Source organism: Haladaptatus marinus (assembly GCF_051194195.1).
In genome coordinates this window covers 57683-80163 of sequence record NZ_JBLZNK010000007.1, presented here as the reverse complement: position 1 = coordinate 80163, position 22481 = coordinate 57683, and the positions used below count along the sequence as shown (strand labels likewise).

Below are 22481 nucleotides of genomic sequence, written 5' to 3'. Positions count from 1 at the left end.
CAAGCCCTTCCCAGAGATCAACAGCCATCGGCGGTGACTGGCGATGACCCGCACGTCCACCTCGATCACCCCCGACGAAATCGAAGACACATTCGAACGCTGTCCGGACTGTGGCACCTACGCGGTGCAGATTACCGACTCCCATTACTGTGACAGTCGATTCACAAGCAACCTCACCGACGCCGAACGCGACCAGCGCATCGCCGCCGACCCCTATCCTGCTGATGAGACGGTCGCGATCGTCGATCAATTCGTAGGTGACGCCTTCGCCTATCACGAACTCGACGCGGACAACCACTCGCTCTGTACACTGCATACCGACAACCCACTCGCCTATTGCACTCGCACAGAGGCACAAGACGATGAATATGCACCCTGCCAGCTCTGTCAGCGCCTTCGTGAAAAACGGGAGGCCGAGCAATGACCGACCAGCGATCGGTCCTCGCGCTGGCGTGCACCGACCCGATTCAAATCAACACGGAAAAGCGCACGCTCACGGGCGTCATCTATCAGTGTGAGCACCACGAACCCACGCTTTCCTGTCGTGGCCCCGAGCCCGGCGAGCACGTCCTGTACGTTGCGACGCCGTCGAACGATCTGTATCGGCTGCAGTACAGCTACTACGATGAGTATGAGCACACCGACACAGAGCTCGATCAGTACGGACGCACCCCCTCCGGCTCGTATGCTTGGTTGCGCACGTATGCCACGGTCGAGTGCATCGTCAATCCGACCGGAGGTGAGCAGGCGTGAGTGGGTATGCACCAAAGCCGTTGAATCCTCGCGATGCCGACGCACTCGTTACACACCTCGAACCGAGTGACCGCGTTCGTATCACGACCACAGAGTTGCCACGGACGATCCTCACGGTCAAAGAGACGAACGCACCGACACGCTGTGCACCGCATCTCGTTCTGACGGCTTCACCGATCACCACGACTGCACAGGACGACATTCAGCAAGCCACCTACCACTGTTCCAGTCAGCCCGATTCTGCCATGACTGTTCTTGAGTACACCCACACCGCCAGCGACACGACTACCCGTTGTATCGGCACGCTCACTACCATCGCCCACCTGCCGCGTCTCTCCACGCCAGCAGAGGACACTGCGGCCACAGTGGAGGTGTCTGCCAATGAGTAACCCCGCCACGTCCGGAGCGTCCACTCTCGAAAATGTCTCGACCAGCGAGCTCGCCAAGCACGTTCAGACACTCGCTAACTCAATCACCGAACTCAAAGCGGAAGTCGCCGAGAAAGACGAACGAATCGACGACCTCGAGCAGCGAGTGGATGAACTCGAAGCCGAACAAAACACACAGGAAAAGCGGATGGATGCCCTTGGAGTGGGAATCGAGAGTGCCAATGACGACATCGCTGATCTCCAAGACAATATCGACGCCACCAGCAGTTGCACTGACGAACAGAGTACACCAGCAGACGACTGGACGCCACTCGAACGGCTCTCGGTGATTGGAGAAGATGCACTCGATGACCACGTCTCGGCCAGTGATCGGCGTGCTGTGGCGTTGTTCGAACATTGGGAAGAGTGGTCAACCAAGACACCGCAGGGAAACCTCCTCAAGACGAGTGATAACCTCAAGTCGCTTCTCTCCACAGCCACCGACGAGCATCTCGCCTGGAAACAGGTGTACCGCGCTTGCCGACGGATCGAACAGCTATCGCAGGGGCGACTCACATTCTTCCAGCACGACAAACACGGTTGGATGCTCAAGCAACATCGATCGTTCTCCTCTATACAGAGTACGGACACAAGAGTGACAGCGTCGTCAGTGACCACGTAGGCAACCCCGTCAGTACACCCATCCCGAGAGGGACACCAATCTAACACGAATCAAAACACCACGACACGAATCGATGCAAGCAACTATCGATTACTGTGGAGTATACCTTGTTTTGCGGTTGGTTTGCGGTTGGAGGGAGGGCGGTGATGCGTGAAATGGTTCTGACGACGGTGTCAGTTGCTTCTGCTCGCGAGCGAACACGGGAGAAACTCACTTCTGTACTCCGAAATAAAACTCGCCAACGTTAGTATTCGATACTAACTTTGTGGCTCCGAGAAATCGTCGACCTTTGTCTATCACAAATATTTGCGAGTTCGAAGCATATATTGCGAAACAGCACGTAGCACTACCAATGACCGAGTTCGATCCCACCCCTGACCCAGATACCACCGACAACATCCGACAGCGGTGGCGGGAAAACACCGACACATTCGGGCGGGTCTACGATACGATCCTGGCAATTACGACGCCGACACCCTATGCTGAAATCGCAGAGACCGCAGCGTGTTCACCAAACGCCGCCAAGAAGCACCTCGAACGACTCGTCGAGATGGGAATCGCGCGTACTGACCGCGAAAGTCGCCCCGCTCGATATGAGCGCAACGAAGGCTATCTCGAATGGCAAGAAGCCAGTCGCATCGCGACCGATCTCACGGTCGACGACATCATCGAGCGAGTCCAGCGACTCGAAGCACACCGTGAGGAGTTCGAAGACAGATTCGAAACAACGGACCCATCCTCGGTCGAGGTCTTTGCACAGGACGACCACGATGCGATTCACGAACGGATGGAGGCGGTGAGCGAGTGGCATGCTGCCGAGCGAGATATTCGTCTCTACGAACTCGCTCGACAGCTAGCACAGAATGACGGCCATCTCGTCCCAGCATGAGTCCACCACCAACAGAGAACGGTGGTGAGACAACAGGGCCACCGGATCGACAGACACTCCGGCTCTTAGAACGGATTCTGACCGACGAACCGACCGTCGCAGCGACAGAGTTCACGCCCGATAGCTACGAACCACGATCACTTCGTGCACTACTCGATACAGGGCGCTATCCATCGATGGTCGACGCTGCCCGGTTGGATATTCGGTGGTTTACGACAGGTGATTTTTCGATCCACTACATCGAAACACACGATAGCAAAAGCTGGGAATGTCGGTGGGACCGTCACCCCAATTCGCATAATGACCGTCTCCATTTTCACCAACCACCAGATGGAAATGACGTTGCGGATATTTCGCTCGAATCAGTGCATCCGTTAGATGTACTCTCGACGGTACTTGCTGCCATCGAACAGCGCATCACTCGGCAGTGGAAAGCGCAGTCACAAGGGTGACCACTAAGCAAAAGGCCACCCCAAATCGAAGAACTAGAAACATCTGCAAGCGTTGCACAAGCCCACCGAGAGGCAATCACCCGCAAAACCCAGTCCCGTGATGAACGCATCGACGAACTGCAAGCACGCGAGTTCGAGAAAGGTGCCCGCCTACTCGCCGACAACGTCGAAGAGGACAGAATTACAGTTGAGGGAAACTCGCTTGAGCGCATCACCAAAGACGACGGTAAGACCTACTTCCGACTCCCCGGTGAGGACGATGTCCTCGGTCGTGGTGGCAGCGTTGCCAATTCGACGGCAGACCTGCTCCCACTGCAACGACTCGCACGTTATGACGACGGGATGCTCGCGTCCGTCCCGAATCGCAAGCCCGACGAACTCGCAGGCAAAGTGTGGCGTGAACGGCTACGAACCACTGGATCTCGATTTGAGTGCGTTCGTGCTCGAACGGAGGTATTCGTCGACCGAATGGATGAGCTCGCGGATCAGCTTCGAAAGGAGAACTGACGAGAACCAGCAAGCCAAGGGCAACTTCGATCTCCTCGAGCATGCGAAGAACGTCACCAAGCCGAACGACGTAATGGTTGCCCGACTCGGCTATCGGGTAATGGAGGAGATAGCCGAACGTGTACCCGGCGTGACCTACAAAACGTCACGAACGCTGTGTGTGGACGATGCGATGGGTGTCGGTGGTCACCACATCGAAATCACGTTCGCGCATCCCGACCTCGCCGGGTGGATGCGAACACACGAAGCCAACGCGGGAGGAAACGGAGGACTCTGATTAGAGCGTTGTAATCACGGGGGTTCGCAGAACCCCCACTCGAACCACGCTACCACACGAGATTCACATCGCATTGCCGGTGAAACATAGTGGTAGTAGTGTGTTGGCGACGGTGGAGTGCGTCTATTTCTGCGAAACGGAGGGGGTCGCTCTCGCGATTCCCCTCCATTACAACGGTGTAATGTGCAGCAAACCGATTGCCAGGAGCAATCACGGAAAATATCCGTGCGCTTGCCTCACGTAACTGGCTGGGCTTCGGGGAACTGATAGCTCCCGTTGATGATTGGCTTGCGCGGTTGATAGAGCCGGACGATATAGTGCCATCCTTCTGGCGTGTAGATGAAGTTCGGCTGGTCGGGATCACCACCGAAATGGATCGTGACACTGCCGTCATCGGCTCGCTCTGCGGTCAGATTGTTAATCGTGTACGCGTCGTGCTTATTCTTCTCGAAGTACAGGTCGCGGTTGTAGACGCTAACCGACCAGAACGCGTCGACGGGAACATCTTCGTCGACGGTGAGTTCGTATGGCGTTGTGCCGTCATTCTGGGTGGGAATCCGTTGGAGGAAGAGCGCCTCCGACGGCTGCGGGACGCCGGTCCACCCCGACGGACTGGCGACGAAAAATTTCACCAGATCGACCTGGCCGACGTCACCATACGCGCCTGAGAAGTTCTCGAGCGTGGTAAAGACTGTCGTGAGTGCGTCGTCGATCTGTTTGAATGATTGCGGATCCCAGTTGGGAATCTCGAACGACCCTGCCGATGCTTGTTCTACGCCGATCTCGTCCTGGAGTTTTTGGACTTGCTTTACATCGTCCGGGTCGTTAGGGTCAACAAATGTGCGAATTCCGACGCCAGCATACCGAGTCTCTGTGAGCTCTTGTGTGATCGTGTACGGGCCAGGTTCGGTGACGCACATCTTCCCATATTGACTCTCATTCTGCACATTCATTGACATGTATCGGTCACCGCTGTCTGGGAGTGTGATGGTAACTGGCTCGGTCAGATCAAAGACCCCATATGAGTAGAGCGTGTCACGATTTGTCTCGACGTCCAACTGCTCCCCGATAGGGGCTATATTTCTGACATTATAGAGCTGTCCGAACCCGCCCTTGTCGACGGTTGCCTGGAATGAAGCATGACAGTTGGCGCGTGGATAGTTCGCCCATGTCACCGGGACTGCATTGGTATTGTCCGTCGTCTGTTGCTCGGCTTGGTTGGTAGTCTGGGTCGGTGTGTTTTGGCGAGCACTGGCACTACCGACGCCCAGTGCGAGTAAGCCGGCGAGCCCTGCTCCTTGAAGCGCACTTCGGCGTGTTGCTTGTATCGTTTTGGATTCCGAGTCAGCCGTCGTGTCGTGTGTCTCGTTACTCATGGCTGGTTTCTCTTTCTCTCGCGCGATGCCCAACAGCACTGCTCCACCCAACTCCCACTCTCCTACGACAACCCCAAATAAAGAGATGATGGCAAAATTTCATAAGATTTTAATATGGTGGAAGTGAGCACTGTTGAATGACCGATTCAGCCGTACTTCGATATTGGTTCGATCGACACTGAATGATCTAACCGCGGCTATGCTATTTTGAGGGTCAAAGTTGTAGACCACTGTATGTGTCCAGATGAGTCTACTTCCAACGGAAGTTCTCATCTCTCTACGAACGTGAAGATGAGGATACAATACTGGGCCCCAGCAATCGCCGTGAGTCTGACGACGTTCCTTGTGGTTCTCAATGCATCCCTGATGAACGTGGCGATTCCCACGATGGTGGAAGAGTTTGATACCACAGTCACCGTGATTCAAGGGGCAGTTTCACTCTACTCACTAGTGATCGCTGCGCTGATTCTCCCAGCCGGTACGCTGCCGTCTCGGCATAGTAGTCGGCGTGTAATGGCAGTTGCACTGATCATATTTGCCAGTGGGACGCTGGTGGCGGCGATGAGCTGGAATACTACGGTCCTCTATATCGGCTGGTCATTCATCCAGGGTTCCGCGGCCGCTGTGATATTTCCCCTGACATACACTGTATTGAGAGTCAGTTACGAAGACGATGATCGGGCGAAGGCATTCGGACTGTTGGCTGGCGTGAGCGGGGTTGGATCGACTCTTGGACCGATTATCGGTGGAGCACTAACCACATACGCGAGTTGGCGGTGGGGATTTGCGCTCCAACTCATTGGTGTGGGGGTTATTCTCTTCTTCGTTCGGTATGTGAGTCCGACCCCACTGTCAGAAACACGCAGTTCGCTGGATAAAGGTGGGACAGTTCTGTCCATCGTCGGTGCGACGTCGCTCGTTACGGGATTCCTTCTCAGCGGGAAGTACGGGTGGCTACTCGTGAGGCGACCGTTTTTCGTCGGCGACGTACAGTTCAACCCGCTCGGCACGTCGCCGGCGATCTGGTTCCTTGGGGTCGGATTGCTCGCGTTCGCCGCGTTCGTTCAGTACGAACGTCGGATGGAACGTGCTGGGAAGTCGCCGCTCGTTCCGCTGAATGTACTGACGAACCGCTCTTTTTTATCCGGTGTTATCACATACAATATTCGCTCGATAATCTCGGCTGGCTTCTTTTTTATTTTCCCGGTCTATCTCCAGGCCGTACTTGGATACACCGCCTTTGAAACTGGGTTAGCGTTGTTACCGTACTCTCTTGCGTCAATCCTTTTTGCAACGTTTACGCCCAGTTGGCGTAAGTTCATCTCGCCAAAGACGCTTATCCAGGGTGGCATCGTGTGTATGGGCTTTGGACTCGTGCTGTTGTACGAGCAGACAGGCCCCGGTCAGACGATCAGCAAGATGGCTATCCCAATGGCGCTTTATGGAGCTGGTGTCGGACTCATATTGGCACAAATCACCAATATGACAATGTCTGCTGTCCCTACCGCGGACTCCGCCGAGGCATCCGGAGTCCTGAACGTGAGCAGTTCGATAGGATTTTCCTTGGGGACAGCAGTCGTTGGCTCGTTTTTTCTTGGACAGTTCTATGGTGGTGTCGTCGATAGAGTACTCCGAGCAGAACACGTGACCGTTTCAGTGGAGCAACGAAATGATCTGGTAATCGCGCTCGAAGATGCAGCAGAGACGGCGACCGAAGCCGCGCAGCAGCAGTTCCTGAACCAACTCACTCCGACACAACAACAATTACTCAAGAGTATCTTTGAGGCTGCGATGTTTGACGCTCAGCAGGCGGCGCTGCTCCTCCTCGTACTGTTTGTGCTACTCCTGCTTATCGCATCGACGTTCCTGCCGCGATCCCCGCCTGAAACTGAAGAGTGAGACACCACGCCCGTCAGGACGTGGCATCCGCGATCCCAATCAGGCCGCTGGCTCCGCTCTCCACCGGTCGATGACGTCAGCGACCGATTCTTCGGTTTTCACACCGCCAGCGTTCGCCGCGAGTCCCGTCGTCTCGAATATCTGTACAACGTCGGACTCCGCCCCCGCAAAACGGAGGTTGATGCCACGCGATTCGAGATTCTGTTGAAGTTCCTCCAGCATTTGTGCGGCCCCGAAATCAACCGTCGGCGACGAGGTGAGATCGAATACGACCAGTTCGATGTCGGAGTCGCGTTTCGCGAGACGGTCAAGGAGGTCGGTTCGAACCGTCTCTGCGTTCGCGTAAAATAGTTCGGCTTCGACGCGGTAGACAAACACACCCCTGATGGTCCTCACTGTCGGATACAGGTCGAGGGCGACGAATTGATCCGTCCCGGGGATCCGACCGAGTTCGTGTGTCTCTGGACGACTGACCCGAGAGATTGCGACCAACAACGAAAGGACGACACCGACGTAGATGCCCCAGAGCATTCCGACTGTGAGAACCCCAAATAAGGCTGCCATCGCGATGGCGAACTCGCTCTTGCTCACCTGGTACAGTTGCTGGATAGCTGGTATGTCGATGAGACCCTTGACGGCAACAATGACGATCGATGCGAGGATTGTTTCCGGGAGGTTCGTGAACACGCCAGTGAGAAAGAGGAGGACAACGACGAGGACGAGCGCGACGACGGCGTTCGTGAGTTGTGTCTTGCCACCGACGGCGTCGTTGAGCGCTGACCGGGAAAAACTGCCGCCGACGGCGAATCCACCACCGAGGCCAGCAGCGAGGTTGGCGCCGCCATCGGCCAGCAGTTCCTGATTCGCATCGATGTCATAGTCGTGGCGTCGGGCGAACGTCTCGACTGCGCCGATGCCTTCGACGTATGATAAGAGGAATAACGCAACGGCGATGGGGATGAGAGTACCCAGCGTCGAGATATCGGGTATCGTCGGAACCGTCAGCGCGGGCAGACCGCTTGGGATCGATCCGACGATGTCGACGCCGCGGGCCTCCAGATTCGTCACTGACATGAGCACGATCGCGAGGACGACGACGACGAGCGCGGTTGGAAAACGGGGTGCGAACCGGTCACCGAGGACGAGCAACACGATGCCCGCAACGCCGACAGCTAGCGTCTCGGGGTTCGTCATATCGAGATGGGTCAAGATGTACCATACCCGCCCGAAGAAGGTTTGCCCGAAGAAACCGCCCGCCGTGCTACTCTCGATCCCGAATAGTTTGGTGAGTTGGGTGGACATGATATACAACGCCGCTCCGGCGGAAAACCCTGTGAGCACCGACCCCGAGATGAAGTGGACGAGAAAGCCCAACCGCAACGCCCACGCAACCACTGCGATGATGCCCACGAGGAGCGTCGTCACGATGACGAGAGACACATATGAGGCGGTGGTTCCGGAAGCTGCATATCCGACGCCACTCGCGAGCAGGATCGCCAGTGCCGAGGTGGGACCTACGATGACTTGCCGAGAGGTGCCAAGAAAGAGGTAGGCGATGACGGCCATCAACCCGGCATACAAGCCCGTCTCCGGTGGCAAGTTCGCCAGCGACGCGTACGCCAACCCTTCAGGAATGACCGACGCCGCAACGGTGATTCCCGCAACGACATCTAGACGAAGCCACGACGTGTCGTACTGCGGAAGCCACTCGAACACCGGAAGGATCGACGAGAATCGGTGGCTGACCCGATTTCGTAGACGTTCCGTTTCCGATTCTGAGTCAGCCGTCGTGTCGTGTGTTTTGTCGCTCATGGTTGGTACCTGTTTTCTCTCGCGCGGTGCCGGCAGTACTGTCATACCCCAACTCGCGCTCGTACGACGACTCCTTGTAAATAGATGGTGTCTATAAAACATAAGTTTCTTATACAAGAGTGGTCGGGACTGTCAAACGATCGCTTCAGCCGTTCCGAGAGATTCTCTCAGCACTGACCGACCTAATCACCTCCTGTTTGAGATCGTTGGCGTGCTTCATTTGCGCTCTCTATTCAGCACGACTTCGTCAAATTGTCACTGGTTAATGGTTTCAACAGAGCCAGAATACGTAGAGTACAGGTCATGGCTCCATCGACTCAGCTGCGAACGCAATCGCGTATGGTTGTGCACCGCTCTGTGCCCTCCGACCGACTCGTGCGGAAGAAGACGTGCGTCGTTTATTCTGGTTGACACGGATCTGTTGCAGTATCGAGTCGGTAGACATCTTGCGCTGCATCGAAATCGTCATCGAATGCATAGAGGTAGCCGAGTCCTTCAGTCTGCATGTAGGCGACGATGCAGGCGTCAACGAACGAGAATCGCTCGTATTGCCGAAAGAGCGCTTTCGCGGTGGCGAAGGCGTCGGTGGTCAAGAACTCGATGTGAAAGCGCGCGTTCTCCTCTAGCCGGTCGAGAAAGTCCGTTGCAGCGTCGTGCCCAGCGTGCGTGATCAGCCCGTTTAGCGTCTCTGCAAGCACGTAATCAAGGACAACTGCCTCCGGAAGTGATGCTGTGTCTACAGCCTGTACAATCGGGAGTGCAGCGTCGTGTGCACTGTCTCGACGATAGGCGGCAGCGAAGAGGACGGTTGTGTCAATGAGTGCGCGTGGCATTTAGTTGACGTCGACGCCCCACGCATCGTGTTCCGTCGTTACGTCAGTCTCGTCGTCGCCGTCGTATCCGCCGAAGTCACTAAACGTACCACTTCGACGCTGGACGACGTGAATACGAACCGTACCGTCATCTTGGAGCTGCCAACGAAGTTTATCGCCATCATCGATATCGAGTTCATGACGGATTCGTGCGGGAATATTCGCTTGATTCCCCGAGACTTTGCTTTCGGAATCCACGCTCTCGCTGCTCATACAGACCATGAGGGGAACGCTCGATATAAATGTAGTGTGTGCTCACACTACCGTCAGTCTCACCGACACAGAGGAAAAAATGCACGAGTTCGGGCGTCAGTGTCACAACTCATCAATCTCGTGTGGGATTACGAGACTGAAGAAAGCGTTGACGATGACTCACCGAATCTCGCCGCGGAAGCCTCGAATGTAGGCTGCCAACTCTTCGAGACGGTGCAGCGCTCGGAACAGAACACCGAGCTCGTCAATTTCCGTGAGAAGCGAGCCGAGAGTCAACAAGTCGAGGACAAGTATCTCGACGTCCTCGAACACGCGAAGAACGTCGCCAAGACGAATGATGCAATGGTTGCACAGTTAGGCTATCGGGAGGTTGCGACTCATTATGGCTGTGCGTACAAGAACGACGGGTATCGCGTCATGGAGGAGATGGCCGAACGTGTGCCCGGTGTGACCTACAAAGAAACACGGACGTTGTCGATCGACGACGCGATGGGTGTCGGTGGGCATCACATCGAGATCACGTTTGCTCATCCCGACTTAGCCGGGTGGATGCGAGCACACGAAGCGAACGCGGGAGGGAACGGAGGGCGCTAATTATAGCGTTGTAATCACGGGGGTTCGCAGAACCCCCGCTCGAACCACACCACCACCCGAGATTCACACCGTACTGCCGGTGACACATGGTGGTAGTAAGAGGTTGGGTACGGTGGAGTGCGTCTTTTTCTGCGTCTATTTCTGCGAAAGAGAGGGGGTCGCTCTCGCGATCCCCCTCTATTACAACGTTGTACTCGGCACCGCTCAATGAGAACAGAAACGAGCCGTCCGATTGAGAATATAATAAACAGTAGCGATTGCGATAAGAAGACTCAAAACGTGTTGATGAACGTAAAAAATGCGAATATTTTAGAGTAACTACTTGGATTTAGTTACCGTGCTTTCTAGACTGACCAGACTTCAAGCAGAAATGATCGCCGCCATCGTGGGACTTCTCCTCGTCACAGTTGGATTCCTCATGGGAGTCTGGGCTGTCTTCTACGGCATCCTCATCGTGTTAGACATGACGTTTGCCATGCAGATAGCGTTCGGTATTACCGCTGTGACGCTGTTGACAATTGGCTATTTTGAGTACACTCATCTCGAGACGATCGAACGGCTTGCAGATGCCCAGCCAGTAGATCAAGAAACGGCACCGGAATTATACAAGATAGCAACACGGGTCGCTGCCCAACTCGACGTTCCCGTGCCAACGATTGCAATCTCGGAGCGTACTGCTCCGAAGGCACTGGCGGTCGGTTTCCGACCGAAAAATATCCATTTGGTTCTTTCACTTGGAGCAATTAACACACTAAATAAACAGGAAGAGCTGGAAGCAGTGATTGCGCATGAACTTGCTCATGTGAAAAACCGGGATGCAATGGTCATAACGGTCGTTTCGCTCCCTATTGTCCTCGCTGACGGATTGCGATCGCGGATCCTTACTGATGGACTGAATACGGGATTTGGACAGCTAAAGGACATGGGATGGGGCGCAATTATAACCGTTCCTCTTGCACTTCTATCAAATATCGTTTGGGTGGTTGGAAGAACAATCATGGCTCGTTTCTCCAGAACGAGAGAACTAGCGGCAGATCAATCAGCTGTCGAAGTGACTGGATCTCCCACTGCCTTGGCCAGTGCGCTCAAACAACTCGATCAGGAAATACAGGAAACGCCCAATCGTGATCTCCGAGAAGTTTCAGGCGTTTCGTCACTGTCGATTCTCCCGCTCGAACCGAGAGAATTGGAAAAGGTAATGCTTGGGCCCGAGGGTGACATCGAACCGTCATACTGGTGGCTCCGAAAACGCCTCTATCGGCTCCGTCGCTGGCTCTTTACAACGCACCCACCAACCGAAGAACGTCTTGCAATGCTCGCAGAAATCGAGCGCAACTAATAGCGGAACATCTAGTCGTCTGTCTCGATCGTATCTCGCGTTCAATTCAACAGAGAACCAATTATGGCTGTGAGTGTTGGCAGCATGATGATGAGCATCGGTGTGTCCACGGAATGCGATGCAGCTCTCTTAGCTCAGACCCAGTTTTTCTGAGGGTCGGCTGGCGATTTGGCGAGTCTTATCGGAACGACGCTAAACTGGACTCTGTATACTGCCCTAACTCCCGCTCGATATCCGATTCACGCCACCCAAGCGGTGACAACACACTCGCTGCAGCACGAACCAACACCTTCCGATAGAACTCGACATCGTACTCGTCTAACTCCTCACTCGCCAACTTCACCCGCTCTCGCGACTGCTTCGCATCGTCAACCACTACATACGACACGCTCTGGCCAGGCGCACGCGTCAACCCCAAATCAGCCGCCCGCTCCAGTGCCGCCACACTCCGTGTCGACTGCGTGTAGTCCTCCTTCTTTTTCGAAACACGATTCGTGATCACCAACTCGCTCGGATCGACCGCTCCACGCTCAAGGCGATCGACCCACGACCGCAGTTCCTCACACACCGCCTCTGGATCACGATACTCATCCACCGCTCGAATCAACTCCTTTTGCGCCTCGTCGATATACGACGGCGTACTTCGCTGGCGACACTCGATACCTCGATACTTGTACTCGTCTTCACCAGCGACCTTCCCGAAGTACTTCGTCAAGGCACCAGCATCTGAATCACGTAACGGCACAAACGATATCCAGTCGTAGTGGGCTTCGTGTTCGAGCCGAATTGCCACCTCTTCAGAAATCTCCGATGCAAGCTCAGATAGCGACGTTTGTTCCTCGCCTTCGATCGGTGTCACCCACACACTATCGACGACGCCATGCACAATCCGCCAGCCATGCTCCTCGAGTACTGCTTTCGTCTCCAACAGGATCTCCCGAGCATACGCGTTGATCGCCTCATGGCACTCAATCCGTCCGAATTTGGCATTCGAAAAGCCTTGATAGCCGAAACACGACACCAAAATCCACTTGATCGCACTGGATTGGCCTTCCAACTCCTCGCGACGATCCTCATCCTCAGTCGCTCGAATCTCGGCTTTGATCGCATCTCGATCCTCGATCAACGGCTCAAGCACGTCCGGAAGATAGCCTCGCTCGTCACAAATCGAATACCCAATGCCCGGCACGTCTTCCCGACCGGCATGGCACTCACATCGAATCTTCTCGGGACTCACGTTCCGCGTGACGATGATATTGGGATACAACGAGGAGAAGTCGAGTTCGTGAACGTCCTCGTGCAGGCCGACATCTGGCGCGAAGGTGAACCCACCCCGGTCGGCGTCGTGCAGCTGGCGCATCGTTTTGAATTTCTCGTGACGCCACGAACGCCAGGGCACAAGGACATCCCGCTCACGGGCTTCCTGTATCTGAATGCCAGTCAAAATATTCCCGATCGACGACCACGCTAACTCCTGCAGTGGTTTGCCCGACTGTTCAACGAGATACAGACAGCCATCGAGGTTCGTCTGATTCCACATGAACGTGTTCGAGCCGTCGATAATCACTCGACCGGGGAGATTGTAGCGTGCAGGTGAGTGCCCAACCTGCCCGTATCTTTCGTAGGTTGATTCACCCGCCAACTGCTGCCACCCCGACCGTCGGCCAAGCTGGAGCTCTACGTCGAGCCGATCGGCCTGCTGGAAGAGAACGGGAATGAGGTCGCTCGTATTCAAGAAGAGAACGTCAGGGTCAACCGACTCAACCCGAGCCGACAGTGTGGTTAACACGTCTTCCCCACTCCCAGTCACCGTTTCATCGTCGATTGTGAGTTCGGTGACTCTCTCACTCGCGAGTTCTGACTCTGGCACCGCAATCTGCATCTCCGAGAGTTCGTGTTTCGGAAGCGGGTCAATCTCCTCTTCGAGACAGTGGCGGAACTCCCGCGAAAAATCGATGTTGTAACAGCGATACTCACCGGAAGAGCCCCACTTGCTCACCATTCGTGCCACCGAATTCACCGCCTTGAGGTCAACCACATCCACCTGGAGCACTTGCTCGGGGTCATGCCGAAAACTCACGCGTTCATCAACGACAGCAACCCGAACAACAGCGGGATGATCACGGAGTGCCGCACATGCCGTCGAAAAATCACCGTCACCATGCACCGACACGTAGATCGTCGGCGTATACGACTCATCGACTTCACACTCCACCTCTGTCTCAGTTACCGACCATCTGAGTACGTCGCCGTCGACGTAGTCGATTTTGTACACCATCGCCTCATCCCTGACTGTTCAAGTCGTCCTCTACGTGATCGAGCCGATCTTCCAAATCGTCGAGTTGTCGCTGCTGTTCGATGAGAATCGAGATGAGAATCGGCGTCTCAACGAACAGGGGCTTGTGAACCGTGCTGGGATCGGTATGCAGCTGGGCATACTCGAAGAGTCGATCAAAGACCGCTTGGTCGGTCGGTCGAAGTGCTCGTCGATACTCGTCCCATCCTGCCTCAATGTTGCTGGTTTGGCTCATTACAGGTAAACACGACTACCGAGGGATCCTTATGTAAGCCCGGGTCGCTTCCGAATGTTCCAATAGAGGAAATGTCGACGGAAACGGATGTGAGTACTGCTCGTGCTGGTCGCCACAATCGAGAAAGAACACGCTCTGTCAGATCACTACGTTCAACCGGTCGACTACATCGATAGGAGCCCACTGGAAATTCGAGGTATTCCTGAAATTTGGTCGGGGTGAATCTCACATTCCGTTTCGCAAAATATCGATGAGGGCGTGATGGTGTCGAATATATTGGTCGATAAATTCGTGGTGAATTTCACGCCACTTCGAGGGCCGTTCGAAGGGGAATTATAGATGGTTCGATGCCGTCCGTTGACGGCGTTGTGCACGGATCGAGCACCGTCAATCACCATCTCAAATTGGCGAAAAAAGCGACTGGATTCGACTTCTTCTAATCGTTTCCGATTCGGATTTCCGAAACTACGACTCTCGACACAATGCGGCACACGCTCATCAATCGGAAAAGGCTAGGGAGGGAACGTCAGCTCTCACGGCCAACCACGGCGATACTGTCAGGAGATGGCATCAGATGGTGTCGTCGTGCTGGCTTCCGTGAGAGCGTATCCTCATCAATGGCATAGAGGGTGAAAAAATTTCGTCAGACGTATATTGATTTTATTATATAATATCCCTAAATAATATATAACAATCTCAATTTCTAGCGTCACTTATGTTTGATCCAGTAAATTCTGCGGTAAGCGGCCGTTACTCAACTAGCTAGAGGGCGAATAGAAAGTGTGAACACCGAATCATTGACCACCAAAACGACCCCCTGGTTCGGCTCCACCACCAAGCACTCTGAACCGAGTCCACCACCACAATATGCATTGATCGCCTCTGAGACGATCGATCTCGAATCATCGAGTTCGGGCTTGTTACTGGTCTCGTTAGGGCACTCATTGACGTGATCGAGCCAGCAGCCGGCCAGACCACGCTCTCGCTGTACGAATACGTAAATCCAGATGCGCTCGAAGACATCATCGAAGCAAGTGCATCGAAACAGAGCGACGTTGAGGTGCGATTCACGGTCAAGGGCTATCTCGTCACCGTCCGGAGTAACAATACCGTCCTCATCTACGAACCGCTCGGAACACAACGCGATAGTGGTGGTAACTCATGCCCGGGTAGTTGATCAAGAGAAGCGATTCAAGTTACGCGACGTATTACCCTCACCCGCGTCCACGAACGAAATCGTTCTAGCTATTCAGAGCCGTAATCCGTAAGTCGGATTTTTCCCTCGACTTCGTAGAGATGGCCCTTATTGTAGAGTCGTTCGATGATATCCTCAGCGCCCGGTCGCCCAAGATCTTCTTTCTCATCAAGAATTGCATACGCTTGCTCGTAGGTGAGCTCTCGCTCATTCGGCAATGCTGTTACAAGCGCGTCCAGGGCGTCTTGCGCAAGGGGTGAGAGTGATGATCCTCCCTGTCCAACCATTGGTACTCATTGATTCGCGCACTCGCCACGTAAACCCTTGGACGGGGCGTCCTCTTTCGCTGAGTAGAGTTCCGTGACACACTGGGATGAAGACGGCATGGACGCATGGGTTTGGAAAGAGTGCAAGATCCCATGCCGTCTGTCGGGGTACACGGGCTGCATTTGCGTCTGGAATATGCGAACTGAAGTCAGTTTCTATCCAGTATGGGGTGAAACAGAGTCAAAACTCAAGAGATGAGGCGAATGTTCTTGGGTTAGTATATTATACTACTCAACAATGCCAAACACAATCAAACGATCCGGCGATGGCCTCGCTCTCCAGGTCACAAAGCCTGCCCGAACTGCTGGACTCGTCGAAGAGACCGACGACGAACCCACTCGTCTTGCGGACATCCGCGTGTTTGCATTCGACGATCTCCTTCTCGTCATCGACATCGACCGCATCACAGACGAAAATGTCGTCGAACTTGCGACAACAGCCGCGCTCGACACGGTCTCGATCCACCGAGTTGCAAACGCTTCACTCCAAATCGCAGGCAATGGCTATCAAGTCCAACTGCCGGGTGCTGCAGATGCAGGATTTCACGTCGGTGATCGGGTTCCCTGCACACCAGCGCCGAATCTGCTCGTGATTGCAGCAGAGGGTTCCAAACGAGTGGCAGCGGATATCGTGACGATTCGACGTGAACAGGTCTGAACCTGTAAATGTGCTCTGTGGCAGTAGACTCAAATTCGAACAGCCTACTTCCGACGTTCGATCAAAGGACGGACTCGAAGATTAGGGGACACCCCCCACCGTGTCCGCATAATATCTTCCACCAAACGGCAGGTCGCTTGTCCCCCCACCCCCCACCATGTCCGCATAATTTAGCCGCGATAGCGTCAGACGTTCCGGCTTACACCGGTTTCTCACTAGATCTCATTCAATTTTACTTTGAGCTTTCGCTAGTACGGATTTGGTTGAACGACTATTGCCTTAGTTCTTTTCCTAATCTAGTACTCTTGCCGACTCCAGTTGAAGGGGTGGTTCTCTCACGAGAGAATTTATCCGGACGTGGTGGGGGGCGGGGGTATATACAGAATCGAGTATGCGGACACACCAGACGCTCCGGACACGGGGGTTTATGTCCCCTCGTGATATTGGTTTGATTAGCATGTCGGGTGATGGAACTGATTCCGGAAACCCTTACGAAACTCTTGACGGCAACCCGTACGGTGCATCTGTCGAGATTTTCGCAGATGAAAGTGTTCTCAAAGAGGATTGGCAACCCGAGAAACTCCCCGAGCGGGAAGGTGAACTCGAGGAAATTAGGAACGCTCTCGCTCCTGCAACGAGAGGAGTTAACGCTCACAACTTGTTCCTGTATGGAAAGACTGGCCAAGGAAAGACCGTCGCTATCGATCACGAGATCAATCTGCTTCAGGAGTACGCTGACGACCAAGATGATCTCAACCTAAGCGTCACCAAAACAAGCGCAAACAATCAAACAACGAGTTACCAGCTCTGTGCTCATCTGATTAAGGAAATCCGTGGTGGTACAAAGAAACCGAGTGGTATCGACCAACAATCGATGTTTGATCTTCTGTATGATGAAATCAGTGAGCTCGAGGATACTGTCATTATCGTCATCGATGAGATTGATACAATCGGCAGTAACGACGAACTCCTTTACGAGCTTCCAAGAGCACGAAAAAACGGGCATATCGACGATCAATGGGTCAGCGTCATCGGCATTAGCAACAATCTCCAGTTCCGTGATAACCTTTCGCCAAAGGTCAAAGATTCGCTATACGACTCGGAGATTGAATTCGCCCCATACGATGCAACCCAGCTAACGTCGATTCTTGAGCGTCGTGCAAATCGAGCATTCGTTGAAGGTGTGCTTGACGGAGATGTCATTCCACTCTGTTCGGCGTTTGCTGCTCAGGACGAGGGGAGTGCCCGCCAAGCAATTCGCCTTCTGTATAAATCGGGAGAATTAGCCCTCAATCACGACGATGAGCTGATCTGTGAATCACACGTACGTGAGGCTCGAGACATTCTCGAACGCAAACGAATCGAGGAGGGGATGCGCAGTTTGACGACACAGGATCAGTTCGCGCTCTTATCGGTGGTTTCGCTTGCAATCGAGGAAGAAACACCTGCCCGAACTCGGCAGGTATACCAGAAGTACAAATCGATTGTCGACCGTCTTGATGGGAATCAGCTTGTCGAACGTCGTGTACGTGACCATCTCCAAAGCCTCGGGATGCAAGGATTCCTTCTTGCAACAACCCGGAATACCGGGATTCAGGGTGGGTCACACTATCGATTCGAGTTGAAAACGGATTTGGAAGCAACACTCGACATCCTAGCCGAGGACAATCGCATTGACTCTGTTGTCGAAGATCTGGTCAGCGTTGCAACAGCGAAAAATCTGGTCTAGTATACTCTCGTCGTTTCGTAGTCGAATTTTGTGTCTAGATGAGCCTACGTCGCTAGCTTAGACCAGATAGCACTGACGGACGTTTTTAATCTTAAGATTAATGTTAATGGCGTGGCCGCTTCCCAATTTCTTGCTCCGATATCGCTAGTTCGTAACTCTACTGGATATTTGCATTGCTACAGATTTCCAACGCTGAGTCATTGGCAAGACTATTGTCCTAAACTTAAACTTAAACTCAATCTTAAGCTTAGCATTGTCCATCGACTTCTCGTATAGCAGGTTCACTCTCTGCTTTTTCGGTGGATCTCCCCCCACCGAGTCCGCATAAATTCGAGACCAGGCGAGATCATTGTCGATTTGGAACTAGGAGTCACGACTGAATCAGACAATTAATAAAATCATGATTAGTAAAATCACGATTTAGATAACCGCCACGATTATCATCTACTGGCTCAAAGTATCCGTATGGCCCCACCGCGTTTCGTCAACCGTGAAAAAGAGCTCAACACGTTACGATCGCAATTTCAACGTGATACTGCCGACTTGAGCGTGATTTATGGACGTCGTCGACTCGGCAAGAGCGCACTTGTTCGTGAGGCAATCAACGATCTCGATAATGCCGTCTACTGGCAGGCAACCGAGGAAACACCGGAGGCCCAGCTTACTAATTTCGTCGAGACAGCGAGCGAAATGTTTCCGATTGTGGCTGATATCCAACGTGATTGGGAGGCACTGCTTCGTGCTCTTGGCCGGGAGGATGCAATCGTCGTCCTTGACGAATTTCCGTATCTCATCCAGTCGGATGATGCGCTCCCATCGAAGATTCAGCGAGTGTGGGATCTGCAACTCGAAGAGACGGGGGTGACGCTTGTCCTTGTTGGATCCTCAATCAGCATTATGGAAGAGAAAGTTCTCAGTGGTGGTAGCCCACTGTATGGTCGTCGGACGGCCGCAATTGATCTACCACCGCTTTCGCTGGCCGATGCGCGGCAGCTCTATCCGACTGATGATCCTGATACGATGATTCGATATTGGGGCGTTTTCGGTGGGACGCCCTACTACCTACGAGCACTCACACAGTCGGCGTCGCTTGCAGAGAACATCCAGTCCCATATCCTCTCCGAGCATGGCGTTCTTCACAACGAGCCAGAGTTCTTGCTTCGGACGGAATTCGGACTCCGAGAGCCCCAGACGTACTACACGATACTCCGAGCTATCGCCACAGGGAAGAGAGAAGCAAACGAGATTGCAAACTTTGCGGGTGTCGATTCGAACACTCTTGGGTCCTATCTCTCGAAACTCCGTCGTCTTCGATTGGTCGAACGGGATATTCCTGTGACGGCGAACCCCACTGCAACGCGTAAAAGTCGGTATCGGTTGAACGAACCCTTGTTCCGATTCTGGTTTCGCTATGTTTACGGACAAGAAGAGAAACTTGTTCAGCTCGGTAACGATGCCTATGAGCAGCTAATTGAACCATCGTTCTCTGATTATATGGGATCGATGTTTGAGATCGTCTGCCAAGACACGCTCCCAGCACTGGTTCCAAAGACCTACCAGGGAATTGGGTACTGGTGGCACCGTCAGTTCGAAGTAGATGTTGTTGGCCTCGCGAGCGATGGAACACTCGTCGCTGGCGAGTGCAAATACACGTCTCGAGAGATGGATGAGGGTGATTTAGCTAATCTTGAGCGGAGTGCAGCACAGATACAGTGGACGCCGGAGGACGGCAGTGAGCCAACGATCCACTACTGCTGTTTCTGTCGATCTGGCTTTTCAGATGGACTCCAAGCTACGGCTGATGAGCGGACTGATGTCTCACTGTTCACATCCGACGACATTATCTCCCAAATAGAAATTTAAAACTGCACTGTAAATAGGAGGTCACCAGTAGGAGCGACAGAGGGCACCGACTTCATGCCTCACCAGTTGTTCAGAGTAGAGCACTGTAGAGAAAGAGGAGATATCTTCTTGGAATGCATTGTCTTCTTGGAACACCTTGACTGCATCGAACGAATTGAATGCATTGAACGCAATGTCTTCTTGGAACTAATTGAACAACAGGAACGATTGGAAGTCAATTTGATCCTTTAGTAGCCAAGGGCCTTAGCACACGCTCAAGGGCTACAAAGGCATCTGAGTGATATTGGCAAATGGAAGTCGCAGAAGAGAAAGCGTTCAGAGAACGCATTGAACGAGTGGAATGTGAAGAAAGAAGGGAAGATGGTCAAACAGAAGGTAGGGCCAGAAGACTATTCGTCAACTGACGAAAGGAAGTCACTGATGCGAGAATCTTGTTCGAGAACGGATTTGACGATGTCGGGTTCTTCAAGGAGACGGTGCTTTGCGTGAACCCCTTGGCCACGTCCACGCCCTCGACGTTCTGATTGAATCACATTCAGGAAATCATGCTCTTTCAAAATTTCTTGGGTACGTCGTTCAGAGAGCATATCGAGACCAGTACCACGCGCGATTTGCTGGTACCGGCGATAAATTTCCTTCGTGGAGAACTCATCGGCTTGCTGTGACTCGGTAAGATTGGTAAGCGCCAGCAGAATCGTCTTTGCTTGTGTCGGAGCACCAGCGATCAATTCGGCAAATCGGTCAGCTTCCGTCTTTTTCTTTGCTTGGCGAACGTGTTCATCGGTTACGGGCACAGTATCTGATTGAGTAGCGAGACGGCCAGCATTTCGAAGAATATCGATTGCCTTGCGGGCATCTCCGTGTTCTTGAGCTGCAAGAGCCGCAGTTAGGGGAATAACATCGCCTTCGAGGACATCCTCACGGAAGGCGTCACGGCGATTTTCGAGAATATCGACGAGTTGGGTCGCATCGTAGGCAGGAAAAACAAGTTCGTCGCGTGCAAAACTGGATTTGACACGTTCACCGAGTTCGTCAGCGAAATTGATCTTGTTAGAAATTCCGATGATGCCGATGTTTGATTCGGAGATTTGCTGATTCTCACCTGCTCGCGAGAGCTTTCGAAGGACTTCGTCGTCCTCGAGGAGGTCGATTTCATCGAGAATGAGAACTGCGACGTCACAGCATGTATCGAGAACATTCCAGAGCCGACGATAATAATCACCGGTTGCAAGCCCTCGTTCAGGAATCGTAATATTGCTCTGTACTGGATCATTGACCTCACGTCCAATGGTTTTGACGACGCCTGCCTCAGTGTTCTGCTCGCCACAATCGACGTATGCAGCCTTCACTGTGATATCGTCTCGCCGAGCTTCGTCAATAACCCGCTCGGTCACACTTCGTGAAATCAAACTCTTTCCTGTTCCAGTTTCCCCGAAGATGAGAAGATGAGTCGGTTCACGGCCGAAAATAGCAGGGTTGAGCGCTTCTGCAACCTGTTTCATATGCTCATCTCGGCCAACGATGCGGTCTGATCCGGGTATGTGCTTGATTTTCAAAAGCTCTTCCCGAGCGAAAACAGGATCGTCATACCGGAAGAGTGGGTCACGATCATCTGACTCATCGGCTGTCATGCCATTGGCTACTACATAACCCCCATTCGTAATAAAGGGCAGGGGAGTCGCGGATGTAAGTCGGTGAAAATCACCACTCAAAGCTGTCGAAATCGTTGTTTGTATTATTCCAATAAATTGGGTGGTGTCGCGGATGAAACAGCGGGAGACAACTTGAAACTTCAGCGTCGGACACCCATGTCGCGAGTGTAAAGATGGGAAAAATAGGCGATAGAAGGCTCAGATCCATTGGCAAAGAAATACTCAAGTCGATAAAACAAGCTGAAGCACACACACCACCGTCGCGGATGTAACGGATTCAGCAATAGGAAGGGAGGAGTCTCTACTCACGGAATTAGACAAATAAGAAGAACGAAGAGTGGTCGAAAAAGATAACCACTCTTCCAAGTTGTCGAAATTAACTTAATGGACTCTACGTCTATATGCTATAAATGTGTTTGGGTATAGTACAGAAAACGTATGAGAATTCGCCAAACTCCCGAGCGCTACTTAGTAGTTACATCCGCGATGGTGGT

The 22481-nt window shown here is 53.3% G+C and carries 23 protein-coding genes; 15 read left to right on the top strand and 8 right to left on the bottom strand.

Features of this window, described 5'->3' with window-relative positions; translation table 11 throughout:
• Positions 1 to 43 precede the first annotated feature (43 nt).
• From ACN2TU_RS22325 to ACN2TU_RS22290, 8 genes are all read left to right on the top strand, one after another.
• A complete protein-coding gene (locus ACN2TU_RS22325; protein ID WP_435158554.1) occupies positions 44 to 424 on the top strand; it encodes a hypothetical protein in 381 nt (126 codons plus the stop codon).
• A complete protein-coding gene (locus tag ACN2TU_RS22320) occupies positions 421 to 753 on the top strand; it encodes a hypothetical protein (RefSeq protein ID WP_435158553.1) in 333 nt (110 codons plus the stop codon). Before ACN2TU_RS22325 ends, ACN2TU_RS22320 begins: the two co-directional genes overlap by 4 nt.
• Positions 750 to 1142 (top strand): hypothetical protein, encoded by a 393-nt coding sequence (locus ACN2TU_RS22315; RefSeq protein WP_435158552.1) that lies wholly within the window; start codon positions 750 to 752, stop codon positions 1140 to 1142. Before ACN2TU_RS22320 ends, ACN2TU_RS22315 begins: the two co-directional genes overlap by 4 nt.
• Positions 1135 to 1803 (top strand): hypothetical protein, encoded by a 669-nt coding sequence (locus ACN2TU_RS22310; RefSeq protein WP_435158551.1) that lies wholly within the window; start codon positions 1135 to 1137, stop codon positions 1801 to 1803. Before ACN2TU_RS22315 ends, ACN2TU_RS22310 begins: the two co-directional genes overlap by 8 nt.
• Positions 1804 to 2155: 352 nt before the next feature.
• Positions 2156 to 2692: a DUF7342 family protein gene (locus tag ACN2TU_RS22305; RefSeq protein ID WP_435158550.1), complete on the top strand. Its 537-nt coding sequence runs from the start codon at positions 2156 to 2158 to the stop codon at positions 2690 to 2692.
• Positions 2689 to 3144 (top strand): toxin-antitoxin system TumE family protein, encoded by a 456-nt coding sequence (locus tag ACN2TU_RS22300; protein WP_435158549.1) that lies wholly within the window; start codon positions 2689 to 2691, stop codon positions 3142 to 3144. Before ACN2TU_RS22305 ends, ACN2TU_RS22300 begins: the two co-directional genes overlap by 4 nt.
• Positions 3145 to 3168: 24 nt before the next feature.
• Positions 3169 to 3651 carry a DUF8008 family protein gene (locus tag ACN2TU_RS27020; RefSeq protein WP_472850223.1) on the top strand — a complete coding sequence of 161 codons (483 nt, stop codon included), beginning with the start codon at positions 3169 to 3171 and terminating at the stop codon, positions 3649 to 3651.
• The gene (locus ACN2TU_RS22290; protein ID WP_472850222.1) at positions 3542 to 3928 is read left to right on the top strand and encodes a hypothetical protein; all 387 of its coding nucleotides are present in this window, start codon (positions 3542 to 3544) and stop codon (positions 3926 to 3928) included. Before ACN2TU_RS27020 ends, ACN2TU_RS22290 begins: the two co-directional genes overlap by 110 nt.
• A 236-nt stretch (positions 3929 to 4164) precedes the next feature.
• Here the strand turns inward: ACN2TU_RS22290 and ACN2TU_RS22285 are convergent, their stop codons facing one another.
• Positions 4165 to 5304 carry a DUF1214 domain-containing protein gene (locus ACN2TU_RS22285; protein ID WP_435158544.1) on the bottom strand — a complete coding sequence of 380 codons (1140 nt, stop codon included), beginning with the start codon at positions 5302 to 5304 and terminating at the stop codon, positions 4165 to 4167.
• Positions 5305 to 5595: 291 nt separating this feature from the next.
• Here ACN2TU_RS22285 and ACN2TU_RS22280 point away from each other — a divergent pair, with 291 nt between their 5' ends.
• Positions 5596 to 7203 (top strand): MFS transporter, encoded by a 1608-nt coding sequence (locus ACN2TU_RS22280; protein WP_435158968.1) that lies wholly within the window; start codon positions 5596 to 5598, stop codon positions 7201 to 7203.
• 39 nt (positions 7204 to 7242) lie between these two features.
• Here the strand turns inward: ACN2TU_RS22280 and ACN2TU_RS22275 are convergent, their stop codons facing one another.
• The 3 genes from ACN2TU_RS22275 to ACN2TU_RS22265 all read right to left on the bottom strand — a co-directional run bounded on the left by ACN2TU_RS22275 (position 7243) and on the right by ACN2TU_RS22265 (position 10100).
• Positions 7243 to 9060 (bottom strand): SulP family inorganic anion transporter, encoded by a 1818-nt coding sequence (locus ACN2TU_RS22275; RefSeq protein ID WP_435158542.1) that lies wholly within the window; start codon positions 9058 to 9060, stop codon positions 7243 to 7245.
• A 353-nt stretch (positions 9061 to 9413) separates the two neighbouring features.
• Positions 9414 to 9848, bottom strand: coding sequence for a type II toxin-antitoxin system VapC family toxin (locus tag ACN2TU_RS22270; protein WP_435158540.1), 435 nt, complete (start codon positions 9846 to 9848; stop codon positions 9414 to 9416).
• Positions 9849 to 10100: an AbrB/MazE/SpoVT family DNA-binding domain-containing protein gene (locus tag ACN2TU_RS22265; protein WP_435158537.1), complete on the bottom strand. Its 252-nt coding sequence runs from the start codon at positions 10098 to 10100 to the stop codon at positions 9849 to 9851.
• A 99-nt stretch (positions 10101 to 10199) separates the two neighbouring features.
• On the opposite strand from ACN2TU_RS22265, the gene ACN2TU_RS22260 reads away from it, so the two are divergent.
• Positions 10200 to 10694, top strand: a complete 495-nt coding sequence (locus ACN2TU_RS22260) for a hypothetical protein (RefSeq protein WP_435158535.1) — start codon at positions 10200 to 10202, stop codon at positions 10692 to 10694.
• A 370-nt stretch (positions 10695 to 11064) separates the two neighbouring features.
• Entirely contained in the window at positions 11065 to 12033 is a 969-nt protein-coding gene (locus tag ACN2TU_RS22255; RefSeq protein ID WP_435158966.1) for a M48 family metalloprotease, read from the top strand.
• Between the two features lie 178 nt (positions 12034 to 12211).
• Here ACN2TU_RS22255 and ACN2TU_RS22250 read toward each other — a convergent pair whose 3' ends face one another.
• Positions 12212 to 14311, bottom strand: a complete 2100-nt coding sequence (locus ACN2TU_RS22250) for a type B DNA-directed DNA polymerase (protein ID WP_435158534.1) — start codon at positions 14309 to 14311, stop codon at positions 12212 to 12214.
• A 4-nt stretch (positions 14312 to 14315) separates the two neighbouring features.
• The gene (locus ACN2TU_RS22245; RefSeq protein WP_435158533.1) at positions 14316 to 14564 is read right to left on the bottom strand and encodes a DUF8156 family protein; all 249 of its coding nucleotides are present in this window, start codon (positions 14562 to 14564) and stop codon (positions 14316 to 14318) included.
• A 949-nt stretch (positions 14565 to 15513) separates the two neighbouring features.
• On the opposite strand from ACN2TU_RS22245, the gene ACN2TU_RS22240 reads away from it, so the two are divergent.
• Entirely contained in the window at positions 15514 to 15741 is a 228-nt protein-coding gene (locus ACN2TU_RS22240) for a HalOD1 output domain-containing protein (protein WP_435158531.1), read from the top strand.
• Positions 15742 to 15809: 68 nt separating this feature from the next.
• On the opposite strand, the gene ACN2TU_RS22235 is transcribed toward ACN2TU_RS22240, so the two are convergent.
• Positions 15810 to 16046, bottom strand: a complete 237-nt coding sequence (locus ACN2TU_RS22235; protein ID WP_435158530.1) for a type 1 periplasmic-binding domain-containing protein — start codon at positions 16044 to 16046, stop codon at positions 15810 to 15812.
• 277 nt (positions 16047 to 16323) lie between these two features.
• On the opposite strand from ACN2TU_RS22235, the gene ACN2TU_RS22230 reads away from it, so the two are divergent.
• The 3 genes from ACN2TU_RS22230 to ACN2TU_RS22220 all read left to right on the top strand — a co-directional run bounded on the left by ACN2TU_RS22230 (position 16324) and on the right by ACN2TU_RS22220 (position 20335).
• The gene (locus tag ACN2TU_RS22230) at positions 16324 to 16743 is read left to right on the top strand and encodes a hypothetical protein (RefSeq protein WP_435158529.1); all 420 of its coding nucleotides are present in this window, start codon (positions 16324 to 16326) and stop codon (positions 16741 to 16743) included.
• A 457-nt stretch (positions 16744 to 17200) separates the two neighbouring features.
• Entirely contained in the window at positions 17201 to 18472 is a 1272-nt protein-coding gene (locus tag ACN2TU_RS22225) for an orc1/cdc6 family replication initiation protein (RefSeq protein WP_435158528.1), read from the top strand.
• Between the two features lie 465 nt (positions 18473 to 18937).
• Positions 18938 to 20335 (top strand): ATP-binding protein, encoded by a 1398-nt coding sequence (locus tag ACN2TU_RS22220; RefSeq protein WP_435158526.1) that lies wholly within the window; start codon positions 18938 to 18940, stop codon positions 20333 to 20335.
• A gap of 389 nt (positions 20336 to 20724) precedes the next feature.
• Here ACN2TU_RS22220 and ACN2TU_RS22215 read toward each other — a convergent pair whose 3' ends face one another.
• Positions 20725 to 21966, bottom strand: a complete 1242-nt coding sequence (locus ACN2TU_RS22215; RefSeq protein ID WP_435158524.1) for a Cdc6/Cdc18 family protein — start codon at positions 21964 to 21966, stop codon at positions 20725 to 20727.
• Between the last annotated feature and the right edge of the window lie 515 nt (positions 21967 to 22481).